Consider the following 18,677-nt stretch of genomic DNA (forward strand, 5'->3'; position numbering starts at 1 on the left):
CGGTGCGTCAGTCGGTTCCGCGGATCCGGCGGCGGACGATCAGCAGGACACCTGCCAGCAGCAGCGCGAGCGCTGCGAGCGACAGCCCGACCAGGCCGGTGGTGCCGGTGAAGGCGAGCTCGGCCGCGTGGACCTTCGCCGCGAGTCCGACCGGGTAGACCCCGGTGATCGTCGCGAGGACCTGCTGGCCGTCGCTGTCGACGATGCTGTAGCCGACCTGCACGGTGCCGGTGAAGCCCTCCACCGGGGTGAAGACGACCTTGCCGTCCCGGATCGTCCAGGTTCCCTTGCCGTCGACCGTGATGCTGTCGACGAGCGCGCCCTCCGGGTCGACCAGGTGGAGCGTGCCGCGGTCGAACGTCGCTCCGCTGGTCGGCTTGTCGTTCGTGAGCGGGTCGATCGTCACCGGCGTGTTCGCGGTGCCGGTGGCCTTGTCGTCCGTGGCGACGGCGTGGGCGAGGACGGTGATGGTCATGGTCATGGTCGCCGTCTGGCCGTCGGCGTCCGTCACGACGGCGGTGAACCGGTCGACCCCGGTGAAACCAGCCGCCGGGATGTAGGTCCAGGAGCCGTCCTTCCCCATGGTGACGCTGCCGTGAGCCGGCTTCTGACCCGCCTTCGTCCAGAGGCCGACGCCGCGGGCCCCGACCAGCGCACCGTTCGCGGCGTCACGGCCGACCGGAGTACCGGCCATCGTGGTCGCCGCGCCGTCCTTCGCCGTGACGCCCACGGTGATGGTGACCGTCGCGCTGGTGCGCTGCCCCGATGCGTCCTGCACCGTGTAGGTGACGTGGTCGGTGCCGGAGAAACCGGCGACCGGGGTGTAGACGAACGTGCCGTCGGCGGCGATCGTCGCGGTGCCGTGCTCGGGGGTGCCGGAGCCGACGACCGTGAGCTTCGTGCCGTGGTCGTTGCCGAGGACGCCGGGGCCCTTGACGGTGACGGTCTTGCCGGCCGGGGTGCTGGTCTTGTCGTCACCCGCGGTCGGGGTGACCGTGATCGTCACGACTCCCGTGGCGGTGTTGCCGTCGGTGTCCGTCGCCGTGTAGGTGAAGGTGTCCGTGCCCGACCAGTCCTTCGTCGGCGTGTAGGTGTAGCCACCCTTCGCGCCGAGCTCGACGTCGCCGTGCGTCGGCTTCCGGTCGAGCGTCGCCGTGAGACCGGTTCCGAGGTCGTTGCCGAGGACGCCGTTCGCCGTGGTCACGGTGAGCGTGCCGTTCGTCGTGGTCGTCCCGGAGTCCGGCGTGGCGACCGCACCGACGATGACGATGACCGTCGAGGTCGTCGTCTGGCCGCTGCTGTCGGTGGCCGTGTACGGGAACTCGTCCGTGCCGGAGAAGCCGGGCGCCGGCGTGTAGACGAGGCCGCCGTCGGTGCCGGTGGTCACGGCACCGTGCGCCGCGTCACCGTGACCGGTCACGGTGAGGCCGGAGCCGTCGTCGTTGGCCGTCAAGGTGGCGCTCGCGATCGGCAGCGGGGTGCCGGCCGGGGTCGTGACGAGGTCCTGCTTCGCGGTCGGGGACACCGTCACGGTGACCGTCGTGGGCTGCGTGCTGCCGCCCGTCGGGTCCTTCGCCGTGTAGGTGAACGTGTCCGTTCCGGAGAAGCCGTCCTTCGGCGTGTACGTCACCGTGCCGGGGCCGGTGATGACGACGGTGCCGTTCGTGCCGTTCGTGACGGTCGCCACGGTGAGCGTCGTGCCCGAGTCGTTCTTCGTGACGGGGACGTCGACCGGGGTGGAGGCCGGGGTCGAGGCGACGTCGGCGACGCCCTTCGGCAGGACCGTGATCGTCACGGTACCGGTGGCCGTGTTGCCGTCCTGGTCGGTCACCGTGTAGTCGAACGAGTCGGGGCCGGAGTAGCCGGGCTTCGGCGTGTAGGTGTAGCCACCCTTCTCGTCGACGGTCGCGTCGCCGTGCTGGGGCTGCGTGTTGCCGGTGACCTGCAAGCCGGTGCCGTCGGAGTCCTTCAGGACGCCGTCCTCGTCCGAGACCGTGACGGGTTCGTCCGTGGTGGCCGAGCCGGTGCTCGCCGCGACGACGGGGGGGACCGTCACGGTGACGGTGCCGGTGGCCTCGTTGCCGTGGGCATCGACGACCGTGTACGTGAAGGTGTCCGTGCCGGAGAACCCGGTGTGCGGCGTGTAGGTGACGGTGCCGTCGTCGGCGACCGACAGGTCACCGTCGGTGGCTCCCTGGGCGCCGATGACCTTCAGGCCGTCGCCGTGGTCGTTCTTCGTCAGCTCGCCCGAGGTCACGGAGACGGGCTGGCCCGCCTTCGTCGAGATCGCGTCCTTCTCGGTGCCCGGGTTCACCGTGATGGTGACGGTGCCCGTGGAGGTCCGGCCGGAGCCGTCCGTCAGCGTGTACGTGAAGGTGTCGGTCCCGGAGAAGCCGTCCTTCGGCGTGTAGGTGTACGAACCGTCGGTCGCGAGGTCGAGGTCGCCGTTCGCCGGCTTCTGGTCGACCGCGGCCTGCTTGTCCGTGCCCTTGTCGTTCGCGAGCACGCCGTCGTCCTTCGAGACGGTCAGGGTCTCGCCGGCCGTCGCGGTGGCGGTGTCCGGCGTGGCGGTCGGACCGACCACGATCGTGACGACGCCGGTGCTCTTCTGGCCGGAGGCGTCCGTGACCTCGTAGGTCACGGTGTCGGTGCCGGAGAAGCCGTCCTTCGGCGTGTAGGTCACGTCGCCGGTGGTCGGGTCGACCGAGACGTCGCCGTTCTTCGTGCTCGTCGCACCGGTGACCTCGAGCGTGGAGCCGACGTCGTTGCTGGTCAGGTCCGTCGCCGGGATGGTCAGCGTGTCGCCGGCCTTCGTGTTCGCCGTGTCCGGGTTCGCGACCGGGGTCACGGAGACGGTCACGGTCGCCGGCTGCGAGGTCTTGCCGGAGCCGTCCGTCACCGTGTAGGTGAAGGTGTCAGTCCCGGAGAAGCCGTCCTTCGGCATGTACTGCACGGTGCCGTCCGGCTGCGGGACGGCGCTGCCGTTCGCGGGCGTCGTCACGACGGTGGTGCCGAGGTCGGACCCGTGGTCGTTGTGCTGCACGTCGACCGTCACCGGGGTGTTCGCGGGCGTGGTCGCGGTGTCGTCGGCCACGGTCGGGGTGACCGTGATCCGCACGGTGGCGGTCGTCGGGTTCCCGGCCTCGTCCGTCGCCGTGTAGGTGAAGGAGTCCGAGCCCGAGAACCCGGCGTTCGGGGTGTACGAGTACGTCCCCGTCGCCTTGTCCACGGTCAGCGTGCCGTTCGTCGGCGCGGTGGTGCTGGTGATGGTGAGGCCGGTCCCGAGGTCGTTGCCGAGCAGCCCGGCCTCGCGGGTGGTCGTGGTCGCCGTGGAGCCCGCGCCGACCGTGATGGTGTCGTCGACGGCCTTCGGCAGCACGGTCACCGTGACCGTCACGGTGTCGGACTTCCCCGTGCCGTCGCCGTCGGTGACGGTGTAGTCGAAGGAGTCCTGGCCGGAGTACCCGGTCGTGGGCGTGTACGTGTACGAGCCGTCCGGGTTCACGGTGACGTCACCGTGCGCGGGCTTCGTGTTCCCGGTGACGACCAGGTCGGAGCCGAGGTCGTTGCCGAGCAGACCGGGGGCGGTCGCGCTCGTCGAGGAGCCGGAGGTCGCGGTGATCGTCTCGGTCTTCGCCGTCGGCAGGACCGTGATGGTCACGGTGCCCGTGATGGTCGAGCCCGCGGTGTCCTTCGCGGTGTAGGTGAACGAGTCCCCGCCCGAGAAGCCCGGCTCGGGCGTGTACGAGTAGGTGCCGTCCGCGTTCAGCGTCAGGGTGCCGTTCGTCGGGTCGGTGTGCTTCGTGACCGTCAGGCCGGTGCCGCGGTCGTTGCCGAGGACGCCGGTCTGCTTCGTCGTGGTGGTCGCGGTCGAGCCGGCGTGCACGCTGAACGCGTCGTCGACGGCCTTCGGCGCGACGGTGATCGTCACGGTGCTCGTCGAGGTCCGGCCACCGCCGTCCGTCGCGGTGTAGGTGAACTGGTCCGTGCCGGAGAAGCCGTCGTTCGGGACGTACGAGAAGCTCCCGTCCTTCGCGGTCATCGTGAGGGTGCCGTTCGCGGGGTCGGTGTGGCTCGTGACCGAGAGGCCGTCGCCGGTGTCGTTCGCGAGGACACCGGGGGCCGCAACGTCGAGCTTCGTGTCGACCGGGGTGGAGTACGTGTCCGCTGTCGTCGCGACGTGGACGCGCTGCAGCACGTTGGCGAAGGTCACGACGACGTCGGTGCCGTCGGAGGAGGTGGCGGTCGGGAACGTGAAGGTCGCGGTGTTCCCCGTACCCTTCGCGACCTCGGCACCGCTGTTGACGTTCACCGCCCGCCACGTGGTGGCGTAGTTCGCGAGGTTCGTGGTGCCCGCAGCGGTCTGGGTGACGGTGTAGTCCTTGCCCGGCGTGGTGAGCACGGCGCCGGCCTGCTGGTCCTGCACGCCGTTCTTCGAACCGCTGGTGGTCGCGGTGGTGCCGCTGTTGGTCGAGGAGATGCCGCCGCCGGTGACGGCGAGGCCGAACTGGTCGCCGGAGTTCCACCGGTCGTCGACGCTCGAGGCGCCGGTCACCGTGTCGGCGTAGTTGCAGGTCGCGAGGTCGCTCGCCCGGAAGGTGGCGTTGACGGCGAAGTTCCTGACCGGCTGCCCCGTCGTCGGGTCGAGCTGGTAGAGCGTCGTCGACTGGACCGACGTGTCCGCCGGCGACGACGAGAGGTAGAGGTAGCCGTCGGACGAGAACGCGATGCCGGGGCTGTTCGTGCCGCTCGGCAGCGTCGCGATCGCCGTCGTCGTGAGCGCCGTCGTCCCGGAGGCCGTCGGCAGCGTGGGGGTGTTCACGCGGTAGACGGTGTCGGCCGCGACGACGAAGAGCAGACCGCGCGAGCTGAACGCGAAGTCGCCGTTGCCCGCCTTGAGACCGTTGATCTGACCGACCTGACCGAGGTACTGCTTGGTGTTCGGGTTGTACGCGCCGAGCCAGCCGGTGTTGTCGCCGTAGTAGTAGATGCCGGTCGTCGGGTCCACCGCGCCTCGGATGACGGTGCGGGTCTTGTCCGTCGTGACGGTCGTCGAGGTCTCGGCGACGCCGTCCTTCGCCGGGACGTACTCCTTCAGCGTCGCGCTGTTGCCGTTCGACGTGGCGTACATCTTCAGGCCCTCGCGGGAGATACCGAGGCCGTTGTTCGCACCTGCGCCGAGGTTCGTGACGTCGGCCGTCGTGCCTGCGGTCGACGTCCCGTCCGCAGCGGGCTTCGTCACGTCGATCGCGATGACCTTGCCGGTCGAGTCCGTTGCGTAGACCGTGTTCTGGTCGCAGATGAACGCACCGTTCGCGGTCGCCGTGACGGCCGAGGCGGGAGCGGCGGTGACGACCGCGATGGTCGCGGTGATGCCGGCGCCCACGAGGAGCGTGGCGCCCACCATTGCGACGAGTCGGAGCCCCTGGCGGGCTCGGGGCACACGGGTGTCCAGGGAATGGCGCATCGGTCTCTTTCGGGTCGGGACGTGCTCGGCGACGGGACGCGCACCGCGCTCCGGTTGCGAGCTCGGGCGTCCTCCGCCGTCTCCGATACTGGCAGTTCGCCGCATGCCGATGGGGACATCGCGGTCCCCAATAGGGGGGACCCTCCCCGAACTGGTGTCACACAGCGGGAACGGTCCGGCACGGTAACGTCGGCCGACATGACCTCGGCATTCCGCACGGCGTCGGCGCGGACCTCGTTCGCCCGTGCGGTGCTGGCCGTCGGTACCGCGGTGCTGATCGCCCTGGCGTCGCTGCCGTGGGTCGCGATCGCGGCGGTGGAGGCGTTCCGCGCGGTGGTGGTCGTGCTCCGGGGAGCCGGACACGGCCTCCTGTCCGTCGAGGACGGCTTCGTCACGGCGATGGCCGTGACGGCGGTGACCATCCCGTTGCCCGCGCTCGTCGCCTCCGCGGTACCCACCGATGCCCGGCGGGCGACGGGCTGGGCTGCACTCGGATCGGCGGTGTTCGGTGGACTCCTGGCGCTCCGGTCCCCGGCACCAGGTGCGACGTGGGTGTCGGTCGTGGTCGTGCTTGTCGTCGGGCTGGCGCTCGGGTGGCTCGTGCTCGCCGCGGTGCGGGCGCCGCTCGTGCCGGCGACGCCGCGCAGCCGTCGGATCGCGGCGTGGGTGATCGGCGTCTACGGCGTCGGGGTGCTGTTCGTGGGGTTCGCCGGCTCCCCGGTGGACGCCGGGGCGCATCCGCTCATCATCCGGGTGCTCGACGCTGCGCACCGGGTCGGGGTGCCGGGGTGGTTCGGGTACGGGGCGCTCGAGTTCAGCGCGAACGTCGTCTTCTTCGTGCCGCTCGGGCTGCTCGTGGTGTTGCTCGTCGGCGCGCGACGGTGGTGGGTCGGCGCTGTGGCCGGGCTCGTCGTCAGCGCGTGCATCGAGACCGGGCAGGCGGTGTTCCTGCCGGCGCGGTTCGCGTCGTTGGACGACGTGCTGTCGAACACGAGTGGGGCGGTGATCGGCGCGCTGGTGGGGGTCGTGGTGTTCGGGTGGGTTGGGCGGCGCCGCGCTCGCTGAGGGTGCAGCACTGGGTGGTGGTGCCGGCCGCGCTGGGCGTGGTGGTGCCGGCCGACTTCGAACGACGGACTCGTTGTCGTACGACAGCGAGTCTGTCGCTGGCACGCGCGTGCAACTGTTGCAGGCGCGTTCGAACGACAGAACCGCTGTCGTACGACATCGACTTTGTCGCGTGCCCGGCCGGTGCCATGACGCCAGCGGGCATCAACCACCCGCCCGCGCGCGCAGAGCGGCTCAGCGCGAGGGGACGATGCGCGCCACCCACCGTGCCAGCTTGTGGCTCGGACGCTCGACCACCCAGAAGAACGCCGTCGCGATGGCGAGCGACACCGGGATGCCGACGAGGAAATCGATCGCCCGACTACCACCGAGGTAGTCGATCATCGCGATGATCGGGTCGTGCACGAGGTAGAGGCTGAACGACACGGTCCCGAGCAGCAGGACCACTCTGGCCTCCAAGGCGTGACGCAATCGTCGATCGAAGGTCACGACGAAGACCAGTCCGGCCGCACCGACGAGTTGCACCGTGTCGGTCATGTCGAGGAGGTGCTTGTTGCCAGTCGTGAGGAGCGCGAACCAGTAAGCGCAGAGACCGAGAAGACTGACCGCGAGGACGAGGGTCCAGACCAGGTTCGGTCGCCTGCTGCGGGCGATCTGTTCGGCCAGAGTCCGGAGGTCGTCGAGATGAGCCGCCATGAGGACCCCGACTGCGAACATCGACATGAAGAGGAGCAGGTTCCCGATCGGTGGGTGGGAACTGCGCAGGTAGGCGCCGACGGTCGTTGCGGCGAGGGATGCGGCGAGCTTCCAGCCCCAACCGATCCGGAACCGGACGATCACCAGGATGTACAGCGGAAGCAGCAGGGAGAAGAGCACCTCCCACACGATCGACCACAGCGGTCCGTTGTAGAAGTTCGAGTCGTGGAGGAAGATCGACCGCTCGATGAGCTGTCTGACGTCGATGGTCGTGCCACGTTCGCTGGTCCATGCCGCGCCCGCGGCAGGATCGATCGACCGGGTCAACAGGAACAAGCTCAATGCCCACGCGATCGCGACCCACACGGGCAGGTAGAGCCGAATGAGCCGTGCTGGGTAGTAGGCGATCCAGCGGAACCTCGCCGACCGGAGGACGGGGAGCGTCAGCACGAGGCCGCTCAACACGAAGAATACAAACACGGCCTCTCCTCCGGCCCACACGAGGTGGAGCGGCGTGTGCACCATCAGCCATGCAAGCGGATGGCCCGAAGGGACGGCTGCGGGCTCCGAGTAGGTGGACGTGTAGATCGGGAAGCGGAGCATGCAGTGATGGATCACGACGACCAGTGCGGCGATGCCTCGCAGCCCGAGCAACGAAGTGATACGTCCCGTGGTCGAGGGCATGCTCACGTCGGACAGCACGCCGTCTGGTGGCGAAGTGGTGTTGGTCATCGCCGCTCGTTTCGGTTGGGCAGGGCAGGCCACATGCGATCGTGATGACACCACAAGACCCCCGGAGCGGACGCTCCGAGGGCCTTGTGGTGTCGAGCAGAGATCAGGCAGCCGTGCGCTGGCGACGCACCGAGGTACGCACCGCGAGGAGGCCACCACCGAGGACGACAGCGCCACCGGCGACCCAGAGGGCGAGCGCGGAGATGGTGCCACCGGTGAAGGCGAGCGTGCCGTTGCCCGAGGCAGCGGTCGCAGCAGCGCCGTCGGCCGGGACGACCGTGAGCGCCGTGGTCGCGACGTTGCCGGAGGTGGCGCCGGTGGCGGTGAGCGAGTAGGTGCCCGAAGCGCCGGCCGGGAGCGTCACGCGGACGTTCGCCGCACCGGTCGAAGAGGCCACGTAGGTCTTCGAGACTGTCGTGGTCGGCAGCGCACCGAGCGTGGCAGCGCCAGCACCCGTGACGGAGACCGTGACGGTCTCGTCGGCGATGAAGGAGCCAGCTGCGAAGCCGACGGTCGCGGTGCCACCGGCGACGGCGGAACCGGAGACCGAGACGTTCGAGGCCGGGACGTAACCCGCAGCATTGGCGGCGGCCGGCGTGGCGATCAGGGCTGCCGAGGCAAGCACGATCGCAGCGATGATCTTCTTCATGGAGCTCCCCTGGTGACTGTGGCTTCGCAGAACGGTCGCAGCCTGCGTGGTGATTGCAGTCGCTATTGGCGAAGTTGTCTCAACCTACCGGGTCTTCACAGCCAATTGCCACGTGTTTCGTATCGTTCACGTTAATTCCTGGTGTGCTCGTGACGTCGACAGGGGTGCGCGCCGCATCGACCGGCCCGAGGAAGGCTACTTTCAGGGTGGTACTTTCCCCAGGTGAGAGCATGGTTTGGAACTGTGCGACCGGGTACTTGCCGTCCGTCGCGGTCTGTGGGGACGCGACCTTTCCGTCCTGCGAGGCCTGGACGTAGACACCCGAAGTGGGGGCGTACACGGCGACGTTTGTCCGGATCGCGCCGGGTGTGACGCCGTACTCTCCGCCCCCGGTCACGTACTCGGGCAGGCTCGTCGCCGCATCGGCAGGCGCGGTGTTCTTCAACGTGACCTCGACGACCCACGTCGGACGTCCGTCCTTCCGGCACACCTGGCTGCCCAGTCCCACCGTCTTGTCGAGGTAGTAGTCCATCTTCGCGCCGGTCGCGTCGTTGAGGTACACCCCGAAACGCTGCGTCTCCTTGTCGCTCGTCGGCAGGTCTCCCGACACCGCCGTGCCTGCGAGTTGCTCCTGCTCATCGGCGTTCGCACTCCAGAGGCGCACCCGTCCCTCGTCCACACCGGTCCCCAGCGCAGTGATGAACGCCTTCGGGTCGAAACCGCCCCCGGACACCTTCGAGAACACGGCACTCGCCGCCGACGCGAAGAACGCGTCCTGGATCTTCGGATCCGGGTACTTCGCGTACGCGTCGCTCAGCAGCAGCTGCACCGCGTTGTCCGACGTCAGGGTGTCACCCGTCGCGAGCTGCACCGGCCCCGTCGCCTTGAGGATGTAGCCGAGCGTCACCGGGTCGATCGCGAGGACACCGTCCACCGCTTCCCCGTACTTCTGCTTCCACATCTCGCGCGCGAGTCGCGCCGACGTCTCGAAGCGTGGCGTCAGGGTGACGTCCTGGATGTACTCCCCCGTGATCCCGCCGTACAGCCCCTGTGTGTCCGTCGCGAGCGGCAGCACCGGCTGGTCAGCGATCGCGAAGTCCGACGTCGACGCCTGTCGCCCGAGCGAGATCGCGCCGTCGTCGACCGTCAGCTCGGCGACGGCGCCGGGGATCCCACCGCCGGCGCGCAGCTCCGCGTTGTTCTGGAACAGCACCAGGTAGTGCTTGGCTCCGCCGTCGCCGAGCATGCTCGGCGCCAGCGCGACCGCGCGGTTCGCAGTGTCGGCCTGCGTCGAAACGCTCGAAAGAGAGGCTCGGAGCTGGTTGACCGCGTCGGTCACCGCCGACAGGGTGCCGCTCGTGTCGATGCGGTCGGCGTCGCGCGTCGCCGCGGCCAGCGTCGTGGTCGCCTTCGCCACCGCGGGCTGCGCCTTCACGAGGGGTGCGAGGTCGACTTTGCCGTTCGTCGGCTTGAATGCGTCGACGTCGACATCTCCGACGACGCCTGCGACCGGCCGGACTGCGTCCTTCGCGACCTTGTCGACGATCACCGAGACCTGGCGTACGGCGCTGAGGTTCGTCCCGACGAACGGCACGACCTCCGCTGCACGCCACACCGGATCGCCCGTGAGGGACCGCGCGCGCGCAGCGCTCTGCTCGAGTTCCGTTGCTGTCCGCTCGGCGCCAGCAGCGTCACCACTGCTCAGCTCGGTCTTCAACGAGTCGACCTCCGCGACGGACGTCTCGAGGGCGTTCCTCGCCATGACCCCGCGCACACCGACCCACGCCACAGCGAGCAGCAGCAAGAGGATCAGGGCGAGGACGCTCCACAGCACGTAGCGAGGTCGGGACCTCCGAGGCCGGGTGGCGCGTCGGGACTCGGGCAGGTCCGACATGGAGTCAGCTTAGGAGGGCGACGTCGGCGTGGTGACTACAGACACAGGGCCACGCGATTTCCGGACGAGCAAGACGCACTGCGGGATGAACGCGACGAGCTCGCCGACCGCGACAGCCACTGCGGCGCCGACGGCCCCGAACGACAGAGCCCCGACGATCACGAGTGGCACCGAGATCAGGCCTCCGACAAACGTGTAGCGCGCGAGCCGCCGTCCCTCCCCCAGCGCCAACAGGCACACCAATCCGACCACCTGCGCGGCCACCAAGAGGACCAGCACAACCGCGAACGCCGCGACGAGGCTTCCCGGAAGCCTGATCTGGCCATGGCTGAGGAGGTCCGCTGCCACGGGAGCAATGAGGACGAACGCGACAGAACCGACGACGACCAGCCCGAGGCCGACGAGTGCAGCCCGACGGACTCGCGGGCGCACGTCGTTCGGCCCGTTGCCGGGTACCCATCCCTGCAGGAACTGCACGAACGGCGACGCCGCGGTCGTCCCGAAGCGCAGGAGCTTGTCGGCGAGCGCGTACGCGGGAAGCGCCGTAGGGACGAGACTCGATACGAGGATGGCCGGGAGCGCGGCATTTGCTGCCGAGACCACAGCGAGAACCAGGCCGTCCGACTGCCCGCGGAGGACCACGATCGACCGTCGCGCATGAAGCCCTGCAAAGATCGCCCTTGCCCCTGCGATGGTGGCCGTTGATGCCGCGACCCCGACTGCGATGCCGAGGAGCTGGAGAGCGGGGTAGGAGTACAGGGGTGCGCCGACCGCCACGGCGAACACGCCCGCTGCGCCCCCGACGACCCGCGGTGCGGTGTCCAGGCCGATGAACCGATTCGGTTGGGCAGAACCGGTGAAGAACCACCCGGCAAGCAGCCCCGTACCGGCGTATGCGACACAGTTCAGCGCTGATTCCCACGGCGCAGAGGGAACGACGATGAACGTCACGAACGCCGCGACGATCGTGATCGGGAGCGCGAGCAGTAAGCGCGCTCGGTAGGACTCGAGGTACAACTTCGGACGATCCGGCACGGCGGCACGGGCGACGTCCGTCGGCCCGGTCGTGCCCCAGCCGAATCCGATGAGCACCGAGGCGCCAGTCCCAATCGACTGACCGGCGGCGAGGCCGCCCCAAGCGGCGGGCCCGGCGGCGCCGATCACGACCGGGATGCTCACGAGCGTGACGAGAGCCGAGACCAAGACCGAGGCCGCGTAGATGGAAACAGCACTGAGGTGCCGAGCCCTCATGAGCGCTTCCCATTCGCGCCGTCGAATGCCCGAACCAGCCAGTCGGCGGCCTTGCCTCGTCTCCCGACCACTCCGTCCACCAGGCCCGCAATCGTTGCGAACAGCTGCGCAGCCGGATCCCGGCCGAGGAGCAGACTCAACACGAGGGTCCTCGCTTCTGCCACGGTGTCTCGCAGGAGCCAGGCGGCGGCCACAGACCGGTAGCGTGGGTACACCAGGACGCGGTTGCGGGTGATGTAGTACCGACGCAATGCAGAGTGGTGCGAGAGCGTCCGCTTGCGCCCGGCGATCGTGATCGCTCGCCCACCGACCCTGATCGGGATCACGTCCCCGACCGGATGCCCCATCGAAGTGCCCCGAGCCAGGACGACGTGTTTCCCGAGCCGACGCGCCCGCAGACACCAGTCCGTCTCGACGACATCGATGACAAGCGACTCGTCGAAGAGCCCGACTTGCTCGAGACCCTGGCGAGAGAACACCATTCCCGACTGCGCTACATGCAGGGCGATGCGATGCCCCCGAACGTTGCCGATGAAAGCGGCCGGTTTCTCGTTGTGTCGCTCGGTGGCGGTAGCCGCGACATCGACGCCGTCACGCTGCGCAGCCGTGAACGCACGGAGGGACTGAGCAACGAACGATTCGTCGAGCAAAGAGTCCTGATCAACGGTCAGGACGTAGCCGCTGCTCGGCCGCGCCGCGAGAGCACGCCGGATACCGACGTTGAGAGCGCGCGCGATGCCTGCGTTCGGCTGGCGGATGACGGACATGTCGGTCTGCGAATCGGCCGCTACGAACGGCTCGTCCGACCCGTCATCCACCACCACGAGGAAGGCGACCTGACGACCAATGCGTTCAAGACGCTCGTGTACTCCAGCGTCGGGATTGTGAAGCGGCACAACCGCAACGACCTCCTCGCGCATCAACGTCGAATCCGGCCCGCGTTCAGCAGACGCGATCGCAGGGCACCGAACCCAGGCAGCCGCTTCTTCACAACGGCGAACTCGTCAGGGAACGAGTACTTCGCGGCGATTGACGCGTCGCCGAGCGTGATGCTCAGGCGCGATGCGAGCGCCCGACGTTTCCAGGCCCGGAACCGAGCGACTTCATGGCCGATGAACGGCGACGGCGGCCTGCGTCCCTCCGGGGCCTCCAAGAGTGCTTTGCGGTAGGCGCGACGCGTTCGCTTCGTCAGGGCAGCGCCCTCACCGTCACGGGCGAATCCGTATTCGGGGGACGGGCCGAGCATGCGCTGCGCGGCGTTGACCTTCGCCGCGTAGTCGTGGCTGACTTCCCGAAGGCTTGGGAACTCGTCACCGACTTCACGCAAGTCGACCGAGAGTCGAACGCTGATCGCTTCTGGGTCGGCTGGATCGAATCCGCTGAAGTGCATGAGGCGCAGCTCGTCCCCGGAGGCGGCGAGGCGGTATCCGTCGTCGGTCGCCTCGAAGCGACGCTCATGGAGGTTCCAGGGGCCGATGTTGTAGCCCGCGTGGCGCAGCGAGTGGGCTCCGAAGAAGTTCGCCCCGACGTCAACCCACTTCTGATCGACGAACACGCCGAGCAACGGGTAGATCAAGCACTCGCGTTCAAGGTGCGACCACCACCAGTCGAGGAACGGGATCGCCTTTCGTCCGACGGCGCAGAACCCGAGGTTGAAGATCCCGACCGTCAGGTCGTGTCCTTCGGTGATGTGCTCCGCCGTCCGCGGGATCGGCTGGAGGAAGTGCGGGGTCAGGACGATCCCGTGCTTTGCGACGAGGCTCTCGAGCTCGACGAGTGGAGTAACGACCATCATGTCCGGGTCGAGGTAGACAACAGTCTCGGCATCTTCGAGGAGCGCCTTGAAGAACAGCGGCTTCACTGAAGTCGAGAACTCCACCACGTCGTAGATGGCGGCCAGCTCAAGAACATCTCGCTTGGAAAGACCGAGGATCTCGGTCGTGACGACGCGGAGGCCTGGCCGGTCGGCTTCGAGATCACGGCGATCGCCGTCGACGACGAGGATCACGAGTTCTTTGTCGGGCTCGACGTTCCGGATGCTGTCGTACAGCGCCAAGGCTTGAGGGAGGTAGTTCTGCGCCACGACAGTGCAGTAGACGATGTTCGATCGACTGACCGAGCGTTCCATCAATGATCTCCAAGCGAGAATTGCCGCCCATTGGGCGACGGTAGGTCGGATCGACGCAGGCTGACGAGCAATCGCGCAGTCCATGCCGAAAGCAGGATGATCAGCACGAGGAAGACGACGTTGCCGGTGTTGAACAGGTATCCGCGCCAATATTCGAGAAATCCGTATCCCATCACCGCTGCAAGGACGGCCACAACGGATTGGTATCGCCGAAAGTGCGAGTAGATGGCTGCTGCTACCCCGAGCACGATCAACGTGTAAAAGAGCCCCCACCAGCCCCACTGAGCGTAGACGTCCGCAAAGGACGAATTTGCGTTGAGGTTCGGTGCGATGTCGACCTGGTAGGCGTACAGCCCAAGGTCGACGGCCGCCGACTTGTCTCCCTTAGTCGCCTGCAGGAACGTCGGGACGACCGCCTGCAGCGCTTGCAACGCCGAGACATTGACGGGGAATCGGCCGCCAACGATCGCGTCCGCCACTCCGACCGACACCTGCGACGGAGCGCCGACGTAGCTGAGTATCTGGTACACGTTCATCGCAATCGGATTGTCGACACCGAATGAACGGTAATAGTTCGCGTTCCGCGTGTAGTTGAAGACCGCCAGCAGGAGAAACAGCACGGTTCCTGCGCTGACCGCGATCCCCACCCTGAGACGCCCGTTCGGCCTGCGCTGGAAGTACAGGAACACAAACACGGCGGTCGCCATGATCAGCGAGAGGCGGGAACTGAGGAGGACGACAGACAAGAGCAGGATGACGTTGAGACCTGCAGACAGCCAACTGGCCTTCCGCTCGATTGCGAGTATCAGTCCGACCGGGGCTGCGACGGTGACCGCGTAACGAAGGGTTCCGACGGACGACCCGTCCAGTAGCGCTTGGGAGAGCAGGTTGGCCTGGTCGGATTGGATCGCCGCGAGAATCGAAAGCTCCCGGGAGATCAGGTAGTAGGCCCCGCCGACACCCACCAAGGCAAAGGCAGTGAGGGTTCGGTAAAAGTACTGCTCGAACGCCGCGTTCTGCTCGGCGGCCAGCAAGACGGGCGACTGCCGGATCGAGCGTCCGACCGCAGAGCCGAACGCCAACACCAGGACACACGCGAGGTACCAGGCACCGAGCGCGAAAGCCGCTGATGGCGAGAAGTCGCTTCGCACGGCGAAGCCCCGTAGGTAGGTCCCCTCTCCGGGCACGGCCCACGCGAGGAGACTCGCCAGGACTGGCAGCAGGAGGAACACCCACGGCTGAAACCATCGGTAGGGCCGGATCATCGGATGCCCGCGATTCGGTGCTCCACGATCCGGGCGACTCCGGCCCAGTGGCGATCGATTCGCGCGTTCGGATGAACCGCTGAAGCGCTCGTCGTCGCCAAGCATCGCAATGCAGCAGCCCACTCGTCGACGCGGTGAGCGTCGCCCACCGCGAGGCCGTTCGCACCGACGATCTCTGCGACGCTCTCACAGCCTCTCCAATAAGCGACCGGCCGGCCACAGGCCACGGCCTCGGCAGCGGGTAGACCGAAGCCCTCGTTCGTGGAGGGCATCAGAGCAGCAAGCGCTCCCCGGTAGGTCGCTGCGAGTTCGTCGTCGTCGACGCCACTTCGTATCTGCACGCGCCCACCCAATCCGCGGGCCGTCACGGCTCGGGTCGCGGCAACGACGTCCGACGTCACGATCACCAGGCCGAAGTCGTCTACGGCGTCAAGTGCGTCGAGGACGACGTCAACGTTCTTGTGCTCGCGCATGTTGCCGACGTAGACGAAGTAGTCGGACATGCCGAGCCATTTCGGGCCCTCTGGAGTGAATACCTCTGAAACTCCGTTCCCGGTGTTCACGATCTCGACGGAATCGTCGTCGAGCCACTCGGCGATGTGGGACTTGGAGGTCTCGGAGACCGTGAAGACGAGCCCGGCCTTCTTGACGGCCGGCTTGATGATCCGCTCGTAGTAGAGCGTCTTGAGCGCCGATCCCTCGGACGGAACCTGCAGGTGGATCAGGTCGTGAATCGTCAGCAGCTGTGTCGCACGGGTGATGCCCGCGTTGAAGCCCGGCGCGTACACGACGTCGTTCTTCGAGAGCGACATGCGCTTGGGGTTCAGCGCGTCGACCGGCAGCGGCTTGCGCAGACGGTGACCGAGGTCCGTCCACTCGAGGTCGAGCCGTGACACGACCTCTCGCGAGTAGCGGCCGATGCCGTGCATGCCGTCACGGCTGGTGTCGACGTAGAGGGTCATCGGGTGCGCTCCTCACGCGTGAGCTGCATCCAGTCGAGGAGCCGCGAGCGGAACTCGCGCTCTCCGAATCCCTTCTCGACCCGTTCAGGGACAGCGCTCATGTCGAATCCGACGGCGTCGCGGATTGCCCGCGCCAGGTGTCCCTCAGCCAATCGGTCGACGACGACTCCCCCGCCGACCATCTCGACACTCTCGCTCGCCCCGCCCTCGCGGTAGACGACGACCGGGGTGCCCGCGGCCATGGCCTCGACGGGCATGATGCCGAAGTCCTCGACGGCAGGGAAGACGAACACGCTCGCGCGGCGGTAGAGCTCGTGGAGTACGGCATCCGACGGCCGGTGCACGAAGTGCACCGGCACGCGAAGGCCACGTGCGGTGTCCTCCAGCTCGGCGCGCATCGGACCGCTACCGGCGAGGACGACCGGAAGGCCCGCCGTAGCACCGGCCCGGAGCACCAGGTCGAGGCGCTTGTAGGGCACGAAGCGAGAGGCACCCAGAACGAAGTCGCTCGGAAGGCCGTCGAGGACCTGCTGGTCAACGGCGTCGAATCCCGAGCCGCCGGCACGGATCGTGCGCACATCGACGGGCGGGTAGATGACGGTGGAGTCCTGTTCCCACACGTCCGCGATGCGCTGCTGGATGTACCGGCTGTTCGCGGCGTAGGTGATCTCCGAGGACACCTGGCGACGATCGGCTCTGCGGAACGCCGGTGCGAGCGAACGCACCAGCGGGTTCGCACCGCGGGTGTCCTGCTCCGGCGCCCAGATCGTCCGGGCAGGGGTGTGCACGTACGCGAACTTCCGTCGCGCGCGCCGACCGCCGACGTGATGCGCGAAGACGTGTGAGCTCGCCAGGACGAAGTCGTAGTCCTCGACGTCCGCCCGGCGCCACGCGGCGGACATGAACGGCAACGCCGCGGCCTTGCTCCGCCGCAGCGGGGACCGTGCGAGCCAGGTCTCGCGGACCGGATGCCCGTCGAACCGGCCGGGGGCGTCGTTCCAGAGCGCGAGCACGTCGGCGTCCGGGAACGCACGGGCCATGGCCTCGGCGACGTTCTCGGAACCGCCGTGTGGTGCGATCCACTCGTGTGCGATCAGCCCGACCATCAGTGCGCCTCGTTCCCCGGCGCGAGCACCGCACGAACGGTCTTCCAGAGGATCGTGACGTCCCCCGTGATCGACCAGTTCTCGACGTAGTACAGGTCGAGCCGGATGGCGTCCTCCCACGACAACGCGGAACGACCGCTGACCTGCCAGAGCCCACTCATCCCGGGCTTGAGGAGCAGACGACGGTGTGCGGCGTTGTCGTACAGCGCAACCTCGCCGGAGCGCTGGGGCCGAGGACCCACCAGGCTCATCGACCCGAGCAGCACGTTGAAGAGCTGCGGGAACTCGTCGAGTGAGTGTTTCCGGAGGAAGTGCCCGATCGAGGTCACCCGCGGGTCGTTCGAGACCTTGAACAGCGGCTTGTCAGACGATCCCTGCTGGGCCAGCAGCGCGGCGAGCTCGTCGTCGGCGTTCACCCGCATCGAGCGGAACTTGAGCATGTTGAACGGGTCGCCGTTGAGCCCCACGCGTTCTTGGCGGTACAGGACCGGGCCGGCACTGGTGCACTTCACGGCGAGGGCGAGCACGATCAGCACCGGCGAGAGCACGGCGATCAGCAGCCCGGATCCGGCGATGTCGAACGCACGCTTCAGGAAGAGCGTCGAACCCTCGTACCGCGGCATCTCGACGTGGATGAGCGGCAGGCCGGCGACCGGGCGCGTGTGGATGCGAGGACCGTTGATCTCGGTCAGGCTCGGCGCGACGATCAGGTGCTGTCGCCCGCCCTCGAGCCCCCAGCTGAGCTCGCGGACTGCCTGGGCTCCGAGTTCTTCGGAACCGGTCACGACGACGGTGTCGGCCCCGGACGGCCCCAGCGCCGAGAGTGCGTCTGGGATGCGACCGACGATCGGGATCTCCGTCCCCGGGAGTCGTCCACCGACCGAACCGGACGGCACGCATGCGGCCACCACCCGGTACCCCTCCTCCGGGTGCCGGGCGAGCTCGCGGGCGATGTGCTCGACGCTCTCCGTCGACCCGACGAGCAGCACCTGCGCGGAGTAGGCGCCGCCCTGCCGCTGGGCGTTGAGCCACTGCCGCCACATCCACCGGCTGAGCATGAGGACGAGGGTCCCGAGCGGGAAGGCGATGAAGATGTAGCCGCGGGCGAGGTCGATCTTGAACACGTAGGCGACGATCGCGACGAAGGCGAAGAGCCGGATCGACGCGTCGACGATGCGGCGGTACTCGGCCGAGCCGGTGCCGATGTACCGGTGGTCGCGGGTGTCGTAGAGGGCCAGAACGACAAGCCAGGCCGCGATGACGCACACGGACACCACCGTGTACCCGACCGCGAGGTCAGCAGTACTGCCGCTGACCGCGACCTTGGCGCTGTCGAGCCCGAACCAGGCGATCTGCACGCCGAACGCGACCCAGATCAGCACGAGGACGTCGGTGACGAGCACCCGCCGCGCGTAGCGCTTCGCCCACGGCACCGCCGCCGTCGTCTGCCGGCTGGTCATCG

The 18,677-nt window shown here is 68.0% G+C and carries 12 protein-coding genes; 1 reads left to right on the forward strand and 11 read right to left on the reverse strand.

The features are described from left to right. Positions 1-7: 7 nt before the first annotated feature. Entirely contained in the window at positions 8-5,467 is a 5,460-nt protein-coding gene (locus ACO0E1_RS05305; RefSeq protein ID WP_422873234.1) for a beta strand repeat-containing protein, read from the reverse strand. A 198-nt stretch (positions 5,468-5,665) separates the two neighbouring features. On the opposite strand from ACO0E1_RS05305, the gene ACO0E1_RS05310 reads away from it, so the two are divergent. Then, positions 5,666-6,532, forward strand: coding sequence for a VanZ family protein (locus tag ACO0E1_RS05310; protein ID WP_422873235.1), 867 nt, complete (start codon positions 5,666-5,668; stop codon positions 6,530-6,532). Between the two features lie 234 nt (positions 6,533-6,766). Here ACO0E1_RS05310 and ACO0E1_RS05315 read toward each other — a convergent pair whose 3' ends face one another. From ACO0E1_RS05315 to ACO0E1_RS05360, 10 genes are all read right to left on the reverse strand, one after another. Then, positions 6,767-7,960, reverse strand: a complete 1,194-nt coding sequence (locus tag ACO0E1_RS05315; RefSeq protein WP_422873236.1) for an acyltransferase family protein — start codon at positions 7,958-7,960, stop codon at positions 6,767-6,769. 103 nt (positions 7,961-8,063) lie between these two features. After that, on the reverse strand, positions 8,064-8,609 hold the full coding sequence (locus ACO0E1_RS05320) for a sortase (RefSeq protein WP_422873237.1): 546 nt from the start codon (positions 8,607-8,609) through the stop codon (positions 8,064-8,066). Positions 8,610-8,688: 79 nt separating this feature from the next. Next, positions 8,689-10,503: a DUF4012 domain-containing protein gene (locus tag ACO0E1_RS05325; protein ID WP_422873238.1), complete on the reverse strand. Its 1,815-nt coding sequence runs from the start codon at positions 10,501-10,503 to the stop codon at positions 8,689-8,691. Positions 10,504-10,512: 9 nt separating this feature from the next. Beyond that, positions 10,513-11,454 carry a hypothetical protein gene (locus ACO0E1_RS05330; RefSeq protein WP_422873239.1) on the reverse strand — a complete coding sequence of 314 codons (942 nt, stop codon included), beginning with the start codon at positions 11,452-11,454 and terminating at the stop codon, positions 10,513-10,515. 296 nt (positions 11,455-11,750) lie between these two features. Next, the gene (locus ACO0E1_RS05335; RefSeq protein WP_422873240.1) at positions 11,751-12,674 is read right to left on the reverse strand and encodes a glycosyltransferase; all 924 of its coding nucleotides are present in this window, start codon (positions 12,672-12,674) and stop codon (positions 11,751-11,753) included. Beyond that, positions 12,674-13,882: a hypothetical protein gene (locus tag ACO0E1_RS05340; RefSeq protein ID WP_422873241.1), complete on the reverse strand. Its 1,209-nt coding sequence runs from the start codon at positions 13,880-13,882 to the stop codon at positions 12,674-12,676. Before ACO0E1_RS05340 ends, ACO0E1_RS05335 begins: the two co-directional genes overlap by 1 nt. Further along, positions 13,882-15,252, reverse strand: a complete 1,371-nt coding sequence (locus ACO0E1_RS05345) for an oligosaccharide repeat unit polymerase (protein ID WP_422873242.1) — start codon at positions 15,250-15,252, stop codon at positions 13,882-13,884. The genes ACO0E1_RS05340 and ACO0E1_RS05345 overlap by 1 nt, the downstream gene beginning before the upstream one ends. Continuing rightward, on the reverse strand, positions 15,144-16,109 hold the full coding sequence (locus ACO0E1_RS05350; protein ID WP_422873243.1) for a glycosyltransferase family 4 protein: 966 nt from the start codon (positions 16,107-16,109) through the stop codon (positions 15,144-15,146). The genes ACO0E1_RS05345 and ACO0E1_RS05350 overlap by 109 nt, the downstream gene beginning before the upstream one ends. Next, positions 16,106-17,215 (reverse strand): glycosyltransferase, encoded by a 1,110-nt coding sequence (locus ACO0E1_RS05355; RefSeq protein ID WP_422873244.1) that lies wholly within the window; start codon positions 17,213-17,215, stop codon positions 16,106-16,108. The genes ACO0E1_RS05350 and ACO0E1_RS05355 overlap by 4 nt, the downstream gene beginning before the upstream one ends. After that, the gene (locus tag ACO0E1_RS05360; RefSeq protein WP_422873459.1) at positions 17,215-18,675 is read right to left on the reverse strand and encodes a sugar transferase; all 1,461 of its coding nucleotides are present in this window, start codon (positions 18,673-18,675) and stop codon (positions 17,215-17,217) included. Before ACO0E1_RS05360 ends, ACO0E1_RS05355 begins: the two co-directional genes overlap by 1 nt. Positions 18,676-18,677: the final 2 nt, after the last annotated feature.

The sequence above is a fragment of the Curtobacterium guangdongense genome (assembly GCF_049341845.1).
GTDB lineage: Bacteria > Actinomycetota > Actinomycetes > Actinomycetales > Microbacteriaceae > Curtobacterium > Curtobacterium guangdongense.